An 18,553-nucleotide genomic window follows, 5' to 3' on the forward strand; every position below is an offset into this window, starting at 1 on the left:
GCTAGGTTGCACTCGTTGAATACATTGATAGCATTGCAATCGCGAGGAGACGGCGATGGCCAGTGTGACGGTGCGCAATCTGCCCGACGACGTGAAGCAGGAGCTGCGCGAGCGGGCCGCCAAGAACGGCCGGTCGCTCGAGGATGAGGCGCGCCGCGCGTTGATCGCGCTGGTCAGGCCCGAACCGATGGCGGCGCGGAAGTCGATCGGTGAGCTGCTCTACGACATGAGCCGGCCCGGGATCGACCTGCCGATCCCGGCGCGCACCCGCGCCCGCATTCCCGATCTCGAATGATCCTGGTTGACACGAACGTCTGGAGCGAACTGACCCGGCAGCAACCCGATCCGGCCGTACGCGCTTGGCAGCTGGCACATGCCGAGCGGCTCTGGCTGTCGACGGTGGTGATCGGCGAGCTTCTGTCCGGCGTGTATTTGCTGCCAGACGGTAAGCGGAAAGACGCGTTTCTCGCGGGTTACGAAGCGCTGATCGACCTTTATCAGGATCGAACGCTCGATTTTGATCTGGCCGCGTCGCGTCTCTACGGTGCGATCCTTGCGCGGCAGGAACGCGCAGGGCGGAACCCAGGAACGGCCGATACGCAAATCGCAGCCACCGCGATCTCGCGCGGGTTCGCGCTGGCGACCCGCAACACCAAGCATTTCGCCGGCCTGGGGCTCGAACTAATCGATCCATGGCAGGGATAACGGTCAACGCTGCGATTCCAGCATTCCCACGAACCGCTCGAACAGGTACAAGCTATCCTGCGGCCCCGGCGATGCCTCGGGATGATATTGCACGCTGAACGCAGGTTTGTCGGTCAACTCCAGCCCCGCGTTCGAGCCGTCGAACAGAGACACGTGCGTCTCGAGTACGTTGGCGGGTAGCGAGTCCCGCTCGACCGCGAAGCCGTGATTCATGCTGGTTATCTCGACCGCGCCGTCGCTGAGCCGCTTGACCGGGTGGTTGGCGCCGCGGTGGCCCTGAAACATCTTGGTTGTGGTCGCGCCTACCGTCAGCCCGAGCAGCTGGTGGCCGAGGCAGATGCCGAACAGCGGCTTGCCGGTATCGAGCAGCTGGCGGATCACCGGCGCGGCGTATTCGGCGGTCGCCGCCGGATCGCCGGGGCCGTTGGACAGGAAGATGCCGTCGGGCCGCAGCGCCATCACCTCGTCGAAGGTCGCGGTGGCTGGCACCACCGAGACCTTGGCGCCGGCCCTGGCCAGGTTGCGGAAGATGTTGTGCTTGGAGCCGTAATCGATCGCGACGACATGGGGCTTCTCACCCGCTCCCATATCATGTGAGGGAGACTCGGATCCGTAACCGAACCCCAGCCGCCAGACCCCGCCTTCCCAGCCATAGTGCGTCGCCGCCGACACCTCCTTCGCCAGGTCCATCCCCTCAAGCCCGGGCCACGCGCGCGCCATCGCCAGCAGCGCATCGATGTCGAACGCGCCGTCCGCGGCATGCGCGATCACGCCGTTTGGCGCTCCGCCCGCGCGGATCCGCCGGGTCAGCGCGCGCGTGTCGATGCCCGCCAGCCCGATCCGCGCGTGCCGCTTCATCCAGCCGTCGAGCCGCTCGACCGCGCGGAAATTGGACGGCGCGGTGACGCGTTCGCGCACGATCATGCCGAGCGCATGCGGCGCGTCCGCCTCGACGTCGTCGGGATTGGCGCCGACATTGCCGATATGCGGGAAGGTGAAGGTGATGATCTGCCCGGCGAAGGACGGATCGGTCATGATCTCCTGATAGCCGGTCATCGCGGTGTGGAAGCAAACCTCGCCCACCGCGCTGCCCTCGGCACCGAAGCCGTGGCCCCACACCGTTTCGCCGGTCGCGAGGACGAGGACTCCGGTCGCTCCGTCGGGCGCAAGCGTAGGTTTGGCGTCGGCCATGGTAAGGCGGGCACTCCTTGGGTTAGGGCAACGATGTCGCTAAGCGTCGCCCGCTAAGGCCGCCCCACGGCGCCGTCAATCTGATAAGAGATTCACCCATGATTCGAGACGACATCAAAGCCGCCCAGATCGCCGCCATGAAGGCCGGCGACAAGGAGACCCGGAACGCCGTGAGCCTGATCCAGGCCGCTGTGAAGAATCGCGACATCGAGGCGCGCACCGGCAAGGCGCCCGAAGACGATGATTCGCTCGTCATCGAGGTGCTCCAGAAGATGGTGAAGCAGCGGCGCGAATCGATCGAGATGTTCGAAAAGGGCGGGCGCCAGGAACTCGCCGACGCCGAAAAGGCCGAGGTCGCAGTAATCGAACGCTTCCTCCCCGCCCAGATGTCCGAGGCGGAAACGACCGCGGCGATCGAGGCGATCAAGGCGGAGCTCGGCGCGAGCGGCATGAAGGACATGGGCCGGGTGATGGCGGAGCTGAAGGCGCGTCACGCGCAGACGCTCGACATGAGCAAGGCGAGCGGGCTGGTGAAGGCGGCGTTGGCTTGAGGCGGTAAACTCACGGGCGGGGCACATAAACTACCCTCCCGCTCGCGGGAGGGGTTGGGGGAGGGCATGTTGGACAAAGGCTACACCCGACCCACTGCCCGCTCCCGCGAATTGCGCGCCGCCTCGACCGACGCCGAACGCAAGCTCTGGTCCTGTCTGAGCGCCCGCCAGGTCGCCGGTACACGGTTCAACCGCCAGTTCCCGATCGGCCCCTTCATCGGCGATTTCGCCTCGCGCGGTGCGAAGCTGGTCATCGAAGTCGACGGCGGCCAGCACGCCACATCGGCGGACGACGACGCCGCCCGCACGCGCTATATGGAGGCACAAGGATACCGCGTGATTCGATTCTGGAATAATGACGTACTGGGGAACATCGAGGGCGTGGTGGCGGAGATCGAGCGCGTTCTGCTGGACAAGCCCTCCCCTAACCCAGTTTCAAGTCGGTCAGGCTCCCAGCCTGACCTGAACGATGCGGGGCATCGTTCACCTGAAACTCGCGAGCGGGAGGGGGACTCGGTGGGTGACCTGACCCGAGCAACATGACCCTCACCCCTCAATTCCTCGACGAGCTCCGCGCCCGCACCGCGCTATCCACCCTCATCGGCAAGACGACCAAGCTCACCAAGGCCGGGCGCGAGTACAAGGGCTGTTGCCCGTTCCATCAGGAGAAGACGCCCTCCTTCTACGTCAACGACGACAAGGGCTTCTACCATTGCTTCGGCTGCTCCGCGCATGGCGACGCGATCCGCTGGATGACCGATCAGCGCGGGTTGCCGTTTATGGATGCGGTGAAGGAGCTCGCCCAGGCCGCCGGGCTCGAGATGCCCGCGATAGACCGCCAGTCCGCCGCGAAGGCCGAACGGGCACGCGGGCTGCACGACCTGATGACAGACGCCGCGACCTGGTTCGTCGAGCAGCTCGGCGGGGTCGGTGGCGGCGAGGCTCGGGCGCTGCTGGATCGCCGCGGGATCGCGCCAGAGACCGCGCGCGCGTTCGGGATCGGCTTCGCGCCCGACAGCCGCGGCAAGCTCAAGACCGCGCTCGCCGCATACGGCGATCCGATGCTGGTCGAATCGGGCATGCTGATCGCGGTCGAGGGCAAGGACCCGTACGACCGGTTCCGCGGCCGGCTGATGATCCCGATCCGCGATGCGCGCGGGCGGACGATCGCGTTCGGCGGCCGAATCCTCGACAGCGGTGAGCCCAAATACCTCAACTCCCCCGACACCCCGCTCTTCGACAAGGGCCGCACGCTCTACAATCTCGATCGCGCCGCCGCGGCGGTGCGCAAGACCGCGCGGGTACTGGTGGTCGAAGGCTATATGGACGTCATCGCGCTCGCCCAGGCCGGCATCGCGGAGGCGGTCGCCCCGCTCGGCACCGCGTTGACCGAGCCGCAGCTCGAGCGGCTGTGGCGGATGGTCGACGTCCCGACGCTGTGCTTCGACGGCGACGCCGCGGGGCAGAAGGCCGCGCTGCGGGCCGCCCACCGTGCGCTGCCGATGCTGGCGCCGGGCCGCAGCCTGTCCTTCGTAACGCTGCCCGAGGGGCAGGACCCCGACGATCTCGTCCGCAAGGGCGGTGCGACGGCGATGGAGAAGCTGCTTCTGGCCCCGGAACCGCTGGTCGAGCGGCTGTGGAAGACCGAGCTCGCCGCCGAACCGCTCGACACGCCGGAACGCCGCGCCGGGCTCAAGCAACGCCTGCTCGAACTCGCCGGCGGCATTGCTGATTCCTCCGTGCGCAGCGAATATCAGGCCGAGTTCCGCCGCCGTTTCGACGCGCTCTTCGCGGTCCAGCGCCGCCCCTTCGTGCCGTTCGAGAAGCGCACCGGTCCCTGGAAGCCGCCGCACGCGCCGATCACCGCCGACGTTCGCGCCTTCCACGCAGCGGGGATCGACCGCGTTCTCGCCAAGGCGGTGCTCGCCGGGCTCATCAGGCACCCGGCCGAGATCGCCCGCCACATGGAGATCCTCGGCAGCCTCAAGCTCGTCGACGGCGCGCTCGGCCGGCTGTTCGAAGCGGTCGTCGATCTTGCGCTTGAAGATCAGGCGCTTGATAGCGGCCGGCTCATCACCATATTGGCCAAATCCGGCTTCGACGCGATCGCAAGCGATCTGCTGAGAGCCGATACGATGCCCTATACGTTCACTGCCGAAGCCGGTGATTCAGCCCGCGCCCGCGCCGATCTGGACGAGGCGATCGCCATCCTGGTGGCGCGTCCCGAGGTCGACCTGGCGCTCGCCACCGCGACCAGCGCGATGCAGGCGGATTTCACGGACGAGGCGTTTGGACGGCAGGTGGCGTTGGTGAGAGAGAAACAGGCGTTGGAGGATCGGCTTGCAAATCTGGTGCAGTCGAACGAAGACGCCCGATCATACGGACCCGAGGGCAATTGATGGCGAAGGCGACTATGGCGGCTGACACGACGGAGCCACCCGAAACGGGCGATGCCCCGCTGATCGACTTGAACGATGCGTCGATCAAGAAGGTGTTCGCGCGCGCCAAGAAGCGCGGCTACATCACCTATGATCAGCTCAACGAGGCGCTGCCCCAGGATCAGATGACCTCCGATCAGCTCGAGGACGTGATGTCCGCGCTGAACGAGATGGGCGTCAACATCGTTGAGAACGAGGAAGCCGGCGAGGACGGCGAGCCGGAGGAGCGCGCCGACGACGATGAGGTCGAGACCGTCGACGCCGAGGCCGACAACGCGCCTGCGGTCGAGAAGAAGAAGGAGACCGTCGATCGTACCGACGATCCGGTCCGCATGTACCTGCGCGAGATGGGCGCGGTGGAGCTGCTCAGCCGCGAGGGCGAGATCGCGATCGCCAAGCGGATCGAGGCCGGCCGCGACACGATGATCCTCGGGCTGTGCGAGAGCCCGATCACCTTCAATGCGATCATCGACTGGTCGACCGCGCTCAATGAAGGCACCATGCAGCTGCGCGAGATCCTCGATCTCGACGCGATGCTGTCCAAGGGCCCGTCGGCCGAGCAGGTCGAGAACGCCGAGGAAGACACCGGCGAAATCAGCGAGAAGACCGCCGGCGCCTCCTTCAAGGAAGAAGCCGAGCCCGAGGAAGCCCCCGTGGCCGAGGACGAGGACGACGAGCTGACCGAGCGCCGCACGCCGCGCCCGTCCGACGACGAGGAGGAGGACAACACCCTCAGCCTTGCGCAGATGGAGGAGCAGCTGAAGCCGATGGCGCTCGAGCGCTTCGCGAGCATCACCGCGCTCTACAAGAAGTTCTCGAAGGTCCAGATCGCCCGCCTCGAGGCGATGAGCGCGGGCGGCGAGCTGTCGGCGGCCGACGAGCGCAAATATCAGAAGCTGCGCGAGGAACTCACCGCCGAGGTCGAGAGCGTCCAGTTCCATCAGGCGAAGATCGAGTATCTCGTCGACCAGCTCTATGCCTTCAACCGGCGCCTCACCGCGCTGGGCGGGCAGATGCTGCGCCTGGCCGAGCGCCACAAGGTCAGCCGCAAGGACTTCCTCGACCGCTATGTCGGGCACGAGCTCGACGAGAATTTCCTCGCGACGGTCGGCAAGCTCGACAAGAAATGGACCGCCTTCGTCACCAACGAAGGCGACGCGGTCGACCGCATCCGCACCGAGATCGCCGAGATCTCGCAGCAGACCGGCATGGCGCTCGGCGAGTTCCGCCGCATCGTCAACATGGTCCAGAAGGCGGAGCGTGAGGCGCGCATCGCCAAGAAGGAGATGGTCGAGGCCAATCTGCGCCTCGTGATCTCGATCGCGAAGAAATACACCAACCGCGGGCTGCAGTTCCTGGATCTGATCCAGGAAGGCAATATCGGGCTGATGAAGGCGGTCGACAAGTTCGAATATCGCCGCGGTTACAAGTTCAGCACCTATGCGACCTGGTGGATCCGTCAGGCCATTACCCGCTCGATTGCGGACCAGGCGCGGACCATCCGCATCCCGGTCCACATGATCGAAACGATCAACAAGCTGGTCCGCACCAGCCGCCAGTTCCTCCACGAGCAGGGCCGCGAGCCGACGCCCGAGGAGATGGCGGAACGCTTGAGCATGCCGCTCGAGAAGGTGCGCAAGGTGATGAAGATCGCCAAGGAGCCGATCAGCCTCGAAACGCCGATCGGCGACGAGGAGGATTCGCATCTCGGCGATTTCATCGAGGACAAGAACGCGGTGATCCCGGTCGATGCCGCGATCCAGGCCAACCTGAAGGAAACGGTGACCCGCGTCCTGGCTTCGCTCACCCCGCGCGAAGAACGCGTGCTGCGGATGCGGTTCGGGATCGGCATGAACACCGATCACACGCTGGAGGAAGTCGGCCAGCAATTCTCGGTGACCCGCGAACGCATCCGCCAGATCGAAGCGAAGGCGCTCCGCAAGCTGAAGCACCCGAGCCGCAGCCGCAAAATGCGGAGCTTCCTGGACCAATAAGACGCGCGGGAGCGTCGCTACCGACGATCGCTGATCGGTATTCTTCTACCCCGGCGAAGGCCGGGGCCCAGTCGCGCAGCGGTGGTGATCGATCACTACCACTTGCGTATCTGGGCCCCGGCCTTCGCCGGGGTACGATTTCGCGCGATATCGAGGCGATCACCTCCAGCCCCATCGTGCTCCCGCGAAGGCGGGAGCCCAGTACTGGGTTCCCGCCTTCGCCGGGACACAAGTTGCACGCGCGCCCTCCGAGACAAAAAAGGGCGCCGCAGCCAAAGCCGCGACGCCCTTCCCTAGAGCAGGCCCCGCAGGATCACTCCGCGGCGGCGGTGCCCTTTGCGGGGCGGGTGTCACGGCGCTCGGCGATACGGGCCGACTTGCCGGTCCGGCCGCGCAGGTAATAGAGCTTCGCGCGCCGCACCGCGCCCTTGCGGACGACTTCGATCGAATCGACGTTGGGCGAATAGAGCGGGAAAACGCGCTCGACGCCCTCGCCGAAGCTCATCTTGCGGACGGTGAAGCTGCTGCCCATCCCGCGATTGGCGCGGGCGATGCACACGCCTTCGTAGTTCTGGACGCGGGTACGGTCGCCTTCGACCACCTTAACGCCGACCTTCAGCGTATCACCGGGGCGGAAATCGGGGATCGACTTGGTTTCGTGGAACTTGGCAATCTGCTCTGCTTCGAGCGTCTGGATGAGGTTCATCTCATTCGTCCTTCATTCGCTGCGCGCCAGAGGGCGACCCGACCCGAGCGCCCTCATGGCGCTCCCAAAGGTCCGGCCGCCTTAGCCGTGTATCGGTCTCCGCCCTGGCTTTACGCCACGCGGCGATCCTCGCATGATCCCCCGATCGCAGCACTTCGGGGATCGTGCGCCCTTCCCATTCAGCAGGTCGGGTATAATGCGGATATTCGAGGAGACCGCTTTCGAAGCTCTCCTCGTCACCGCTGGAAGGCGCGCCCATTACCCCGGGAAGCAGCCGGATGCAAGCGTCGAGCAGGACGAGCGCGCCCATCTCGCCGCCCGACAGCACATAGTCGCCGATCGACACCTCCTCGATCGCGCGGCCCTCGAATAGGCGTTCGTCGAAGCCTTCGAAACGGCCGCACAGGATCACCACCCCCGGCCCCTGGGCCAGTGCCCGGACGCGCTGCTGGGTCAGCGGCCGTCCCCGCGGGGTCATCGCCAGCAGCGGGCGTGCTTCCCCGCCCGATCGGACGGCCACCGCGTCGATCGCCGCTGCGACGACGTCCGCGCGCAGCACCATTCCGGCGCCACCGCCCGCCGGTGTGTCGTCGACCGATCGATGCCTGTCGGTCGCATAATCGCGGATCTGCACGGGATCGCAACGCCACCGCCCCTCGTTGAGTGCACGGCCAGCCAGCGATATGCCGAGCGGCCCCGGGAACATCTCGGGGTAGAGCGTCAGGATCGTGGCGGCGAAGGACATCGCGCGCTCATCCTCGCATGGAGCGGCGCTGACAAGGGGAACGAACGCGATGGACAAGACGGGGGCCGATCGGGGGGACGACTGCATCATCATCGGCGCCGGTCCTGCGGGGCTGACCGCGGCGATCTACCTGGCGCGGTTCCATCTCAGGATCCGGCTGTTCGACAGCGGCGCCAGCCGCGCCGCGCTGATCCCGTGCACCCACAACCATGCCGGCTATCCCGAGGGGATCCGCGGCACCGACCTGCTCGCGCGCATGCTCGCCCAGGCCGAATCCTATGGCGCGGTCCGCGAACGCACCGCGGTCGAATCGATCGACCGCGACGGCGACGATTTCGAGGTGGTGACCGCTACGGGCCGCCACCCTGCGCGCACCGTGCTTCTCGCCACCGGCGTGGTCAACAACCGCCCGGAGATGCCGCGTGAGCTACACGACGAGGCGCTGGAGCGCGGGCTGCTCCGCTACTGTCCGATCTGCGACGGCTACGAGGTCACCGACAAGCGGGTCGGGGTGATCGGCACCGGCGATCACGGCATGCGCGAGGCAATCTTCCTGCGTGGCTACACCCGCGACGTGACCCTGATCGCTCCCACCGCGCGCCACGAGCTCGAGCCAGCCTGTGCCGCGGCGCTAGACGATGCGGGCATCGCGCGGGTCGACGGGCCCTGCGGCCGCTATACGATCGAGCACGACCGTTTCGTCGTCGATACCGCATCTGGGCGTATGACCTTCGACAGCGTCTATCCCGCGCTCGGCTCGGTGATCCGGTCCGAGCTCGCGGTCGCGGCCGGCGCGCGCGCGACCGACGATGGCTGCCTCGAGGTCGACGATCACCAGCGCACCACCATCCCCGGCCTGTTTGCCGCGGGCGACGTGGTGAAGGGCCTCGACCAGATCAGCCACGCGATGGGCGAGGCCGGGGTCGCGGCGACGACGATCCGCAACCTGCTCGCCGAGCGCCGCCCGTTGCGGCGGTGACCGGGGGGTTGTCCTCGCGCACCCTCGCCCGCACATAGCCCGCGAAGGAGATCGTCCATGTCCGTTACCGTCATCTACAAGACCAGCGCCACCGCCACCGGGGGCCGCGACGGCGCCGCCCGCTCCGACGACGGCTCGGTCGACGTCAAGCTGGTCGTGCCGAAGGAGATGGGCGGCCCGGGCGGGGTTGGCGCCAATCCCGAAAAGCTGTTTGCGGCAGGCTATTCGGCCTGCTTCCTCGGCGCGATGAAGGCGGTGTCGGGCAAGGTCGGCGTTTCGGTCCCCAAGGACGCGACGGTAACCGCGGCGATCGGCTTCGGCCCCCGCGCCGAGGGCGGCTACGGGATCACCGCCGACCTGACGATCGACATGCCGGGCGTCGACAAGGCCGATGCCGAGCGCCTCGTCGCCGCGGCGCACGAAGTTTGCCCGTATTCGAACGCCACGCGCAACAACGTGGATGTTGGGTTGAACGTGGTCTGATCGAGGGCTCCCGGGAGTTACCTCCCCCTCCGTCACCGCTGCCACCTCCCCCTGCCGGGCAGGGCGATCGCATATGGAAAATGGTCGCCCAGCCGGACAGCATTTCGCGGTCGCAACCCCAAATTCTTCGTCACCCCGGACTTGTTCCGGGGTCTACGGTACCGCAAATCAGCGGCCTATGAACGTGCGAAGGGTGGACCCCGGAACAAGTCCGGGGTGACGGAGCAGTGTAACAAGGCCACAATTCATATGCGATAGACCTGCCTTGGCGGGGGAGGAGTAGAATCCCTCCCTCGCATTGGCGGGGAGGGGGTCGGCGGCCGACGGCCGTGGTGGAGGGGGCCTCTCCGCTGAACGCGACGCAGCTACCCCCTACTCTACGAAATCGGCGGAAACGATCAGCCGCTCGTCGTCCCATTCGGGCACCGCCTCGATCCGCATCGGCACCATGAAGCGCTTGCCGTCGGGCCGCTCGACCTCGATGACATCGCCGGCACCGAAATCGTCGATCGCGACGACCTTACCCAGCGCCTCGCCGGTCGACGATCGAACCGCTAGGCCGAGCAAGTCGGCATGATAATACTCGCCTTCCCCCAGCGGCGGCAGCGCGCTGCGGGGCACCGTCAGTTCGGTCCCGCGCAGCGCCTCGGCCGCAGTGCGATCGGCGACTTCGACGAATCGCGCGATCGTGCCGTTGCTGCCGGCGCGGAGCGACTTCACCGTCAGCGCGCCGTCGTTGAAGCGGGCGAACGGCGCGATGTCGGTCGCATAGACCTTCAGCCGAACCTCGCCCGCGATGCCGTGCGCCCCGATCACCACCGCCATCGTGACCGTGGCATCACCCCTCGGGCGAACCTTCGTTGCGGCCGGGGGTGTCGTCGCCGCCTTCGGCGGGTTCCTGGGTCGAGACACCCTGGTTGGTGGCGTCGTCATCGGGTGCGGTTCTCGGATCGGGATCGTAGGCCATGATGCGGTTCTCCTTGGGCAGAGGAACGCACCATAGCCCAGTTACGCTGCGTGATCAGGCAGCGGTTTCTTCGGTGGTCGTCGCCTCGTCGGCGGCCGGCGCCGCTTCCTCGGTCGCCGCAGCTTCCTCGGCGGCAGGGGCTTCCTCGGCGGCAGGAGCTTCCTCGGCCACCGGCTCGGGAGCAGGCGCCGCAGCGGCAGCGGCCTCGGCCTCCTGCTGCGCCTTCAGCTTCTCGGCACGCTCTTCTGCGCGCTCGGTCGCCTTCTCGCCGGGCTTGCCCTTGTTGGGGTTCTCGCGCGCGGCGCGCTCACGGACGCCCGCCGCATCCAGGAAGCGAGCGACGCGATCGGTCGGCTGCGCGCCGACGCTCAGCCAATGCTTGGCGCGATCCGCGTCCAGCACCACGCGCTGCTCGTTGTCCTTGGCGAGCAGCGGATTGTAGTTGCCGATCTTCTCGATGAAGCGGCCGTCGCGCGGGCTGCGCGCGTCGGCGACGACGATGCGGTAATAAGGACGCTTCTTGGAGCCGCCACGCGACAGGCGAATGCTGATTGCCATTGGTATCTTCCTTCGTTTTCGAGTTGGTCGTTATTTCTTGGTGAGAAACTTGTCGAAGCCGGGCGGCAGCTTGGGCATCCCGCCCGCATCGCCGCCGCCAAGGCCGGGCAATCCCGGCAGGCCACCGCCCGCCTTGCCCATCATGTCGCCGAGCTGCTGGCCGCCGAGCGCGTTGCCGAGCCCGGCCATGCCGCCGCCCATGCCGCCCTTGCCCAGCATCGCCATCATGCCCTTCAGCCCGCCCATCTTCTTGATCTTCTTCATGGCGGTCGACATTTCGAGGTGCATCTTCAGCAGCTTGTTGACCTCCTGCACCGTAGTGCCGGATCCCTTGGCAATGCGGATCTTGCGCTTGGCGTTGATCAGCTCGGGCTTGGCGCGCTCCTTCAGCGTCATCGATCCGATCATCGCGTCCATGTGGACGAGCATCTTGTCGCTGCCGGGCGCCGAGGCCATCGCCGCCTGCGCCTTCTTCATGCCCGGGATCATCCCCGCGAGCGCACCGAGCCCGCCCATACGCGCCATCTGACCCAGCTGCGCGCGCAGGTCGTTCATGTCGAACTGGCCCTTGGCCATCCGACTGGCCATCCGCTCGGCGTCTTCCTGCTGGATCGATTCCGCGGCGCGCTCGACCAGGCTGACGACGTCGCCCATGCCGAGGATACGCCCGGCAACCCGGCCCGGATGAAATGCCTCGAGCGCATCCAGCTTCTCGCCGGTCCCTGCGAACTTGATCGGTTTGCCCGTGACCGCGCGCATCGACAGCGCCGCACCGCCGCGCGCATCGCCGTCCATCCGGGTCAGCACGACGCCGGTCAGCGGCACCTGATCGGAGAAGTTCTGCGCGACGTTGACCGCGTCCTGCCCGGTCAGCGAATCGACGACGAGCAGGATCTCGGCGGGCTGCGCCACGTCGGCGACCGAGCGCATCTCGTCCATCAGCGCTTGATCGACGTGCAGCCGGCCCGCGGTATCGAGCATCAGCACGTCGAAGCCCTGGAGCTTCGCCGCCTGCATCGCCCGACGCGCGATATCGACCGGCTGCTGACCGGCGACGATCGGCAGCGTTGCAACCTCGATCTGGGTGCCGAGCGTCGCCAGCTGCTCCTGCGCGTTCGGGCGATTGACGTCGAGCGACGCCATCAGCACCTTCTTGCGCTCGCGTCCGCCCTGCCCGCCCGACAGCCGCTTGGCGATCTTGGCTGTCGTCGTGGTCTTGCCCGATCCCTGCAGGCCGACCATCATGATGATCGCCGGCGGCGCGACGTTCAGGTCGAGCTCGACGGCTTCCGATCCGAGCATCTCGACGAGCGCATCGTTGACGATCTTGACGACCTGCTGCCCCGGCGTGACCGACCGCAGCACGTTCTGACCGACCGCCTGTTCGGTAATCCGGTCGACCACATCGCGCGCCACCGGCAGCGCGACGTCCGCCTCCAGCAACGCGACCCGCACCTCGCGCATCGCGCCGCGAACATCGGCCTCGGTCAGCGCGCCACGACCGCGGAGGCGGTCGAACACGCCGCCAAGACGGTCGCTCAGGCTGTCGAACATGATGCTTCCCCAGACCAAAAACCGCCAAACGCAAAAGCGCCGGCGGGCGAAACCTCGCCGGCCAGCGTGCGCCCGCAAGCGCGTGTCATCTGCGTCTCGCAAGAAACGTGAGGACGGCCATAGCGCAAAACGCCCATGCGGGCAAGTCGGTGTGCCGGAGCGACCTGCCCTACCGGACGTTACCGAGCCGCCGCCGCCATCTCGGCATTCCGCCGCGCCGATGCCGCCAGCGTCTCGGTCAGCAGCCTCACCAGCGCCTCGTCACGATCGAGCACGTTCAGCCCCTCGCGCGTCGATCCGCCCGGGCTCGCCACCCGATCCGCCAGCACCGCGGGTGCCTCCGGGGACCCGCTTGCCATGATCGCGGACCCTTCGAGCGTGGCGATCGCCAGCCGCGCCGCCTGGTCGGCAGGCAGGCCCAGCGCCGCCCCCGCCTGCGCCAGCGCATCGGCGAAGCGGAACACGAACCCCGGCCCGCACCCCGCCAGCGCGGTCACCGCGTCGAACTGCGCCTCGTCATCGATCCACTCGACCAGCCCGAGCGGCACCGTCAGCGCCTCGACCACCGCACGCGCCTCCGTCTCGATCGCGTCGGCGAACAGCGCCGTCACCCCCTTGCCGATCGCGACCGGAAGGTTCGGCATCGCCCGCACGATCGTTGCAGCAGGAATGCGGGCGCGCAGGGCGGCAACCTCCACCCCGGCCAGGATCGATACCAGCAACGCCGGCCCCACGCCCGCCAGCAAAGGCGCCACGATGTCGAGCTGCTGCGGCTTGACCGCCAGCACGACGATGCCCGGTCGCGCGCCCTCCGGCACCGCGTGCACGTGGCGCACGCCCGCCGGCAGATCCGCCGCCCCGCGCGTGATCACCGTCACCCGGGCTGGGTCCATCCCCGCCGCGATCCACCGCCGCAGCATCGCTCCGCCCATATTGCCGCAGCCGACCAGCCAGATCGGCGCGTCGGCGAGCGCGCTCACGCCTCGCCCTGCGTCTCGATCAACGCCGCGGCGAGCGCCTCCTTGGGGCTCTTCCCGCCCCACAGCACGAACTGGAACACCGGATAGAAGCGCTCGCACTCCTCGATCGCGGATTCGACCAGCAACTCGGTCGCCTCCAGCGACATCGTTCCCGATTCGCCGCCGTCGACCATCGCGGCATGCCGGAACAGCAGCACGCCGCTCGACGACCACAGTTCGAAATGCCCGATCCACAGCTGCTCGTTGACCAGCCCGATCGTTTCATAGACCTGCGCGCGACGGTCGTCGGTCACCTTGATGTCCGGAAAGGCGAGGAATTGCAGCACGCTATCCTCCTCGCGCCACAGCGCGCGGAGTTCGTAGGTTGCCCAGCTGCCCTTCACGTTGGTGACGATCTCGTCGTCGTGACGCTCGTGATCCCAGCCATGCGCGCCATAATAGGCTTCGAGCATGTCGATCGGCGCGGCGGGGTCGCTGTCGTGGTCGGCTTGGTCGAGCATCGTCATGTCCTGGCAGCGCTATCGCACGAAAGACGCTGCCGAGGCAAAACCGCGCCGGCAAGCGCGGCGCACGATCGGCCCGACAAAACTGTGGAAAAGGTCAGGGCAGCTTGGCCTCGAGCGCCGCGATCCGCGCCTCGAGCACATCGTTCTGCTCGCGCGCGGCCACTGCCATCGCCTTCACCACCTCGAACTCGTCGCGCGAGACGAAATCGAGCCCGCCGATCCATTCGCGCGCGCGGCTGCGCGCCGACGCATCGGTCTCGCGCGCGACGCCGGCGATGGTGCCGGCAGCGCCGTTGAACATCTTCACGATGTCGTCGAACATACGGTTTTCGGTCTGCATCTTGGTTCCTTTCACAACATCTGGGTTGTTTGCGGAGCCGGTACAAGAGTTTCGGCGTGCGGATTGAGCTGCCCGATCCGCCACGTCAGCACGCTCGCGAAGCTGATCCACACCATGTACGGCACCAGCAGCCACGCCGCCGCCTTGCGCACCCGCGCGAATGCGACGGTTGTCGCGATCGTCAGCACGGTCATCGCGACGATCACCAGCAGCGCCAGCGTGATCCGATGTGCGCCGAAGAACAGCGGGGTCCACGCCAGGTTGAGCGCGAACTGCACGACGAACAGCGTGATCCCCAGTCCCCGCGCACCTGCGCCGCGCGCATTCAGGATCATCGCCAGTGCCAGCCCCATCATCACGTACAGCGACGACCACACCACCGGGAACACCCAGCCCGGCGGCGTCGCCGCGGGCTTGGCGAGCGCCCGATACCAGTCGCTCTCGTTGCCGACCGGCACCACCCGCCCGGCAAGGAAGCCAAGCAGCAGGATCGACGGCACCGTCACCATCGCCCAGCGCGCGAACGACATCCGCAACTGCCCCTTCGACGCGATTTCTCCCACGGCACCCCCCGATATCGTTGCAAGCCCCGTCTTGGCGCGCGGCGACGGCGAGGTAAAGGACCGTGGTGTGTACTATCCTGGACCGTGCCCAGCGGAGAGGCCCCCTCCACCACCCGCTGGCGCGGGCGGTCTCCCTCCCTCGCTAAAGCGATGGAGGATCCAAATTCCTCCCCCGCCAGGGGGAGGTGGTGCGCCGAAGGCGTGTCGGAGGGGGAGGTAGGCTCGGGAGCCCTCGACCGGCACCTACCCGCTCAATACCCCCGCCACCAGGAACTCCACATTGCCCTCGGGACCGGTGATCGGGCTTTCCACCACCCCCAGCACCCGCCAGCCCTGCGCCTCCAGCCACGTCACCACCGCGTCGCACACCCGCCGGTGCACCAGCGGGTCGCGCACCACGCCGCCCTTGCCGACCTCCTCGCGCCCCGCTTCGAATTGCGGCTTGATCAGCGCCAGCAGCCGCGCCCCGTCGCGCGCGAACGTCATCGGCCGCTCCAGCACCTTGGCCAGCCCGATGAAGCTCGCGTCGCAGACGATCAGGTCGACCGGCTCGGGGATGTGCGCGGCGGTCAGGATCCGCGCGCTGGTCTGTTCGAGCACCACCACGCGTTCGTCCTGTCGCAGCTTCCACGCCAGCTGGTTGGTGCCGCTGTCGACCGCATAGACCCGCCGCGACCCGCCGGTGATCAGCACGTCGGTAAAGCCGCCGGTCGATGATCCGACGTCGATCGCGACCGCATCGGCGACGTCCCAGCCGAACGCCGCCAACCCATGCGCGAGCTTGATCCCGCCGCGCGACACCCAGGGATGGTCCCGGCCCCTGACGTCGAGCTCGACGTCTTCGGCCAGCGTCTGCCCCGGCTTCTCGACCTTGCGCGTGCCGGCGAATACGAGTCCCGCCATGATCAGCGCCTGCGCGCGGGTCCGCGATTCGGCGAGCCCGCGATCGACAAGAATCTGGTCCGCGCGCTGCTTCGCCATGCCTTGCTATCGCTGCCGCTTCGGCCCGCCGCAAGCGGTGATCCGCTCGTCGCAGGGCCATTGTCCCCCGGATAGGTGGGTATATCCCCGTAACGGGGGGGCGTGCCGGATCGGCGTGCCCTAGAGCGCAGGTCCGACACGCCCCTTCCTCGCGAATAAGCAACCGCTTCTCGCGTCCGACAGGAGGTGACCATGGGTAGTTTCGCGCCGCACGACGCCGTTTCCCCGACGATCCTCACCGTGCCCGGGCTGGGCGGGTCGGGTGCATCGCACTGGCAGACCTTATGGGAGCGATCGCGTCTAGACACCGTCCGGGTCGAACTCGGCATGTGGGACACGCCGCACCGCAATTCCTGGGTTACCAAGCTCGACGAGGCGATCCGCCAGGCGCAGGCGCCGGTGATCCTCGCCGCACACAGCCTCGGCTGCATCGCGGTCGCGTGGTGGGCGGCCCTGTCGCCGCAGCCCTATGGCTGGCCGGTCGCCGGCGCGCTGCTAGTCGCGCCCGCCGACGTCGACCGCGCAGACGCCCCGCGCGAACTCGCCGGCTTCGCCCCCGTACCCCGAACCCCGCTGCCCTTCCCGTCGCTGGTGGTGTCCTCGACCGACGATCCGTGGGTCACCCCCGAACGGGCGCACAGCATGGCCGCCGAATGGGGCAGCCACCATGTCGACATCAGCGCCCGCGGCCACATCAACGCCGCCTCGGGACTGGGCGCCTGGCACGAAGGCCAGGAACTACTCGACCGCGTCATCGACGCCAGCCGAGACGGCCGCGGCCACGCCCGCTCCCCCGGCGACGCCAGGGCGCTGCTCACGAGCGCTTACCGTCCGGGCAGCATCTCGGGCATGGGCGAAGCGCAGCGAAGGTGATCGCGCCGGGGTGAGGTGCCTGCGCGGACGGTCGACACGCGGAGCTTGTCGTGAAGAGCTGAGATCAGCGTTCGCCCACACGGCGTTCGCGTGCCCTCGTTGGCAGGGCTGCCTCGATCCTTATCGCGTTGCCGGCACCTACACGGTGCAACCCGAGGAGGTGAGAGCCCTTCGATCATGGCAAGGCTGCGCCCTGTCAGTCGTGCTCCCGCGCAGGCGAGACCTCTACGAAAGTCGTCGAATTCGCCAAATCCGCTCATCACCCCGGACCCTTCGACTGTGCTCAGGAGAGCCTTGTTCCGGGGTCCACCCTCTCGCAAGATCAATGGCTTATCCCTGCACGAAACAGTGGATCGCGGAGCAAGTGCGGGGTGACCGAGTGGGCTTTGCAGAGGCCCCGCGAAGGCGAGACCTCTGCAAAAGTCTCCAACTTCACCAAATCACTCCGTCATCAACTCAGTTCATCGCCATGGTGTCGCGGATGCGTGCGTTGGCGATGACGAGGAGTTTTCGCATGACGGCGACGAGGGCGACGATCGGTTTCTTGCCGTTTGCGATCAGTCGTTTGTAGAAGCTTTTGAGGGTGGGGTTGTGTCTGGCCGCGGCGAGGCCTGCCATGAAGAGGGCCTGCTTGACCTCGGGCCTGCCACCGCGGGTCCTGCGGTAGGCGTCGTGGCTGCCGCTCTGTCTCGGATGTGGCGCGAGGCCGGCGAGCGCGGCGGCCTGGCGGCGTCCGAGGGTGCCGAGCTCGGGCATGAGGGCGACGAGCTGGGCGGCGGTGGCGGGGCCGATGCCGGGGATGGCGCGCAGGGTCGTGGCGGCCCGGTTCAGTGGTTCGCAGGCGTCGATCAGGGTCGCGATGTCGGCGTCGATGCCGGCGATCTCGGCATCGAGCGTGGCGAGGATGCGCTGCAGGCGGGGCGCGACCGGTGCCGTGCCGGGCGCCTGTAGCCGGTTGCGGCAGGCGACGCGCTGGCGAACGCACTCGCGCCGGGTCGAGACCAGCAGGGCGAGCTGGTCGCGCTGCTCGTCGCGGGGCTGCCAGCGCGCCAGCGCGCCGTGCCGTTCGCGCCCGTAGGCGGCGAGCGCGCGGGCGTCGATGCCGTCGGTCTTGCCGAGGATCCCGAACGAGCGGATGAAGGCCTTCACCTTGCGGGCATCGGCACGGTGCACCGGGCGGCCGGCGGCGACCAGCGCGTTCAGCAGGCCGGCCTCGTAGCCGCCGGTGGCTTCGCAGACGACCAGGCCCGTCGGCTCGAGCGTGCCCGCGAAGTCGGCCAGCGCCTGGGGATCGTTGGCGATCCTGGTCGTGCGTCCGCTTCGGCTGTCGAACACGACGATCTCGGCCTTGCCGACATCGCAGCCGATAAAGCTGTCGGGAATGGTAGCAGAATCATGCATCGGACATTATCCTCCAGTGGCTTGTGATCGTCTGCGGG

The 18,553-nt window shown here is 67.5% G+C and carries 22 protein-coding genes; 9 read left to right on the plus strand and 13 right to left on the minus strand.

Annotated elements, in window-relative coordinates:
• Window positions 1–55: 55 nt before the first annotated feature.
• Window positions 56–295, plus strand: a complete 240-nt coding sequence (locus ACT009_RS05850; RefSeq protein ID WP_445193405.1) for a FitA-like ribbon-helix-helix domain-containing protein — start codon at window positions 56–58, stop codon at window positions 293–295.
• Window positions 292–705 (plus strand): type II toxin-antitoxin system VapC family toxin, encoded by a 414-nt coding sequence (locus tag ACT009_RS05855; protein WP_445193406.1) that lies wholly within the window; start codon window positions 292–294, stop codon window positions 703–705. Before ACT009_RS05850 ends, ACT009_RS05855 begins: the two co-directional genes overlap by 4 nt.
• Window positions 706–708: 3 nt before the next feature.
• Here the strand turns inward: ACT009_RS05855 and carA are convergent, their stop codons facing one another.
• Complete coding sequence (gene carA, locus ACT009_RS05860; protein ID WP_445193407.1) at window positions 709–1,896, minus strand: glutamine-hydrolyzing carbamoyl-phosphate synthase small subunit; 1,188 nt, start codon at window positions 1,894–1,896, stop codon at window positions 709–711.
• Window positions 1,897–1,994: 98 nt separating this feature from the next.
• Here carA and ACT009_RS05865 point away from each other — a divergent pair, with 98 nt between their 5' ends.
• The 4 genes from ACT009_RS05865 (at window position 1,995) to rpoD (ending at window position 6,879) form a co-directional block, all read left to right on the plus strand.
• Window positions 1,995–2,447, plus strand: coding sequence for a GatB/YqeY domain-containing protein (locus ACT009_RS05865; RefSeq protein ID WP_445193408.1), 453 nt, complete (start codon window positions 1,995–1,997; stop codon window positions 2,445–2,447).
• Window positions 2,448–2,513: 66 nt separating this feature from the next.
• Window positions 2,514–2,990, plus strand: coding sequence for an endonuclease domain-containing protein (locus ACT009_RS05870; RefSeq protein ID WP_445193409.1), 477 nt, complete (start codon window positions 2,514–2,516; stop codon window positions 2,988–2,990).
• Entirely contained in the window at window positions 2,987–4,846 is a 1,860-nt protein-coding gene (gene dnaG / locus ACT009_RS05875; protein WP_445193410.1) for a DNA primase, read from the plus strand. Before ACT009_RS05870 ends, dnaG begins: the two co-directional genes overlap by 4 nt.
• Window positions 4,846–6,879 carry an RNA polymerase sigma factor RpoD gene (gene rpoD, locus ACT009_RS05880; RefSeq protein WP_445193411.1) on the plus strand — a complete coding sequence of 678 codons (2,034 nt, stop codon included), beginning with the start codon at window positions 4,846–4,848 and terminating at the stop codon, window positions 6,877–6,879. Before dnaG ends, rpoD begins: the two co-directional genes overlap by 1 nt.
• A 313-nt stretch (window positions 6,880–7,192) precedes the next feature.
• Here rpoD and rplS read toward each other — a convergent pair whose 3' ends face one another.
• Both rplS and trmD read right to left on the minus strand, forming a co-directional pair.
• Window positions 7,193–7,585 carry a 50S ribosomal protein L19 gene (rplS, locus tag ACT009_RS05885; RefSeq protein ID WP_375421833.1) on the minus strand — a complete coding sequence of 131 codons (393 nt, stop codon included), beginning with the start codon at window positions 7,583–7,585 and terminating at the stop codon, window positions 7,193–7,195.
• 1 nt (window position 7,586) lies between these two features.
• On the minus strand, window positions 7,587–8,330 hold the full coding sequence (gene trmD, locus ACT009_RS05890) for a tRNA (guanosine(37)-N1)-methyltransferase TrmD (protein WP_445193412.1): 744 nt from the start codon (window positions 8,328–8,330) through the stop codon (window positions 7,587–7,589).
• 49 nt (window positions 8,331–8,379) lie between these two features.
• Between trmD and ACT009_RS05895 the strand changes: the two genes are divergently transcribed.
• Both ACT009_RS05895 and ACT009_RS05900 read left to right on the plus strand, forming a co-directional pair.
• Window positions 8,380–9,309, plus strand: a complete 930-nt coding sequence (locus ACT009_RS05895) for an NAD(P)/FAD-dependent oxidoreductase (RefSeq protein WP_445193413.1) — start codon at window positions 8,380–8,382, stop codon at window positions 9,307–9,309.
• Window positions 9,310–9,366: 57 nt separating this feature from the next.
• Entirely contained in the window at window positions 9,367–9,792 is a 426-nt protein-coding gene (locus ACT009_RS05900) for an organic hydroperoxide resistance protein (protein ID WP_445193414.1), read from the plus strand.
• 372 nt (window positions 9,793–10,164) lie between these two features.
• On the opposite strand, the gene rimM is transcribed toward ACT009_RS05900, so the two are convergent.
• The 9 genes from rimM to ACT009_RS05945 all read right to left on the minus strand — a co-directional run bounded on the left by rimM (window position 10,165) and on the right by ACT009_RS05945 (window position 16,241).
• Entirely contained in the window at window positions 10,165–10,617 is a 453-nt protein-coding gene (rimM, locus tag ACT009_RS05905; RefSeq protein WP_445193415.1) for a ribosome maturation factor RimM, read from the minus strand.
• Between the two features lie 13 nt (window positions 10,618–10,630).
• A complete protein-coding gene (locus tag ACT009_RS05910; protein WP_445193416.1) occupies window positions 10,631–10,759 on the minus strand; it encodes a hypothetical protein in 129 nt (42 codons plus the stop codon).
• Between the two features lie 54 nt (window positions 10,760–10,813).
• Window positions 10,814–11,317 (minus strand): 30S ribosomal protein S16, encoded by a 504-nt coding sequence (rpsP, locus tag ACT009_RS05915; RefSeq protein ID WP_445193417.1) that lies wholly within the window; start codon window positions 11,315–11,317, stop codon window positions 10,814–10,816.
• Between the two features lie 30 nt (window positions 11,318–11,347).
• Window positions 11,348–12,871, minus strand: coding sequence for a signal recognition particle protein (gene ffh, locus ACT009_RS05920; RefSeq protein ID WP_445193418.1), 1,524 nt, complete (start codon window positions 12,869–12,871; stop codon window positions 11,348–11,350).
• Window positions 12,872–13,050: 179 nt separating this feature from the next.
• Window positions 13,051–13,851: a pyrroline-5-carboxylate reductase gene (gene proC, locus ACT009_RS05925; protein ID WP_445193419.1), complete on the minus strand. Its 801-nt coding sequence runs from the start codon at window positions 13,849–13,851 to the stop codon at window positions 13,051–13,053.
• Entirely contained in the window at window positions 13,848–14,357 is a 510-nt protein-coding gene (locus ACT009_RS05930) for a YbjN domain-containing protein (protein WP_445193420.1), read from the minus strand. The genes proC and ACT009_RS05930 overlap by 4 nt, the downstream gene beginning before the upstream one ends.
• A 94-nt stretch (window positions 14,358–14,451) precedes the next feature.
• Window positions 14,452–14,697: an accessory factor UbiK family protein gene (locus tag ACT009_RS05935; RefSeq protein ID WP_375420981.1), complete on the minus strand. Its 246-nt coding sequence runs from the start codon at window positions 14,695–14,697 to the stop codon at window positions 14,452–14,454.
• Window positions 14,698–14,708: 11 nt separating this feature from the next.
• Window positions 14,709–15,260, minus strand: a complete 552-nt coding sequence (locus ACT009_RS05940) for a TspO/MBR family protein (protein WP_445193421.1) — start codon at window positions 15,258–15,260, stop codon at window positions 14,709–14,711.
• A 243-nt stretch (window positions 15,261–15,503) separates the two neighbouring features.
• Window positions 15,504–16,241 carry a TlyA family RNA methyltransferase gene (locus ACT009_RS05945; RefSeq protein WP_445193422.1) on the minus strand — a complete coding sequence of 246 codons (738 nt, stop codon included), beginning with the start codon at window positions 16,239–16,241 and terminating at the stop codon, window positions 15,504–15,506.
• A 192-nt stretch (window positions 16,242–16,433) separates the two neighbouring features.
• Between ACT009_RS05945 and ACT009_RS05950 the strand changes: the two genes are divergently transcribed.
• Complete coding sequence (locus tag ACT009_RS05950) at window positions 16,434–17,114, plus strand: RBBP9/YdeN family alpha/beta hydrolase (protein ID WP_445193423.1); 681 nt, start codon at window positions 16,434–16,436, stop codon at window positions 17,112–17,114.
• Window positions 17,115–17,570: 456 nt separating this feature from the next.
• On the opposite strand, the gene ACT009_RS05955 is transcribed toward ACT009_RS05950, so the two are convergent.
• Window positions 17,571–18,515, minus strand: a complete 945-nt coding sequence (locus ACT009_RS05955) for an IS110 family transposase (protein ID WP_445193022.1) — start codon at window positions 18,513–18,515, stop codon at window positions 17,571–17,573.
• Between the last annotated feature and the right edge of the window lie 38 nt (window positions 18,516–18,553).

This window comes from Sphingomonas sp. Tas61C01 (assembly GCF_052567495.1).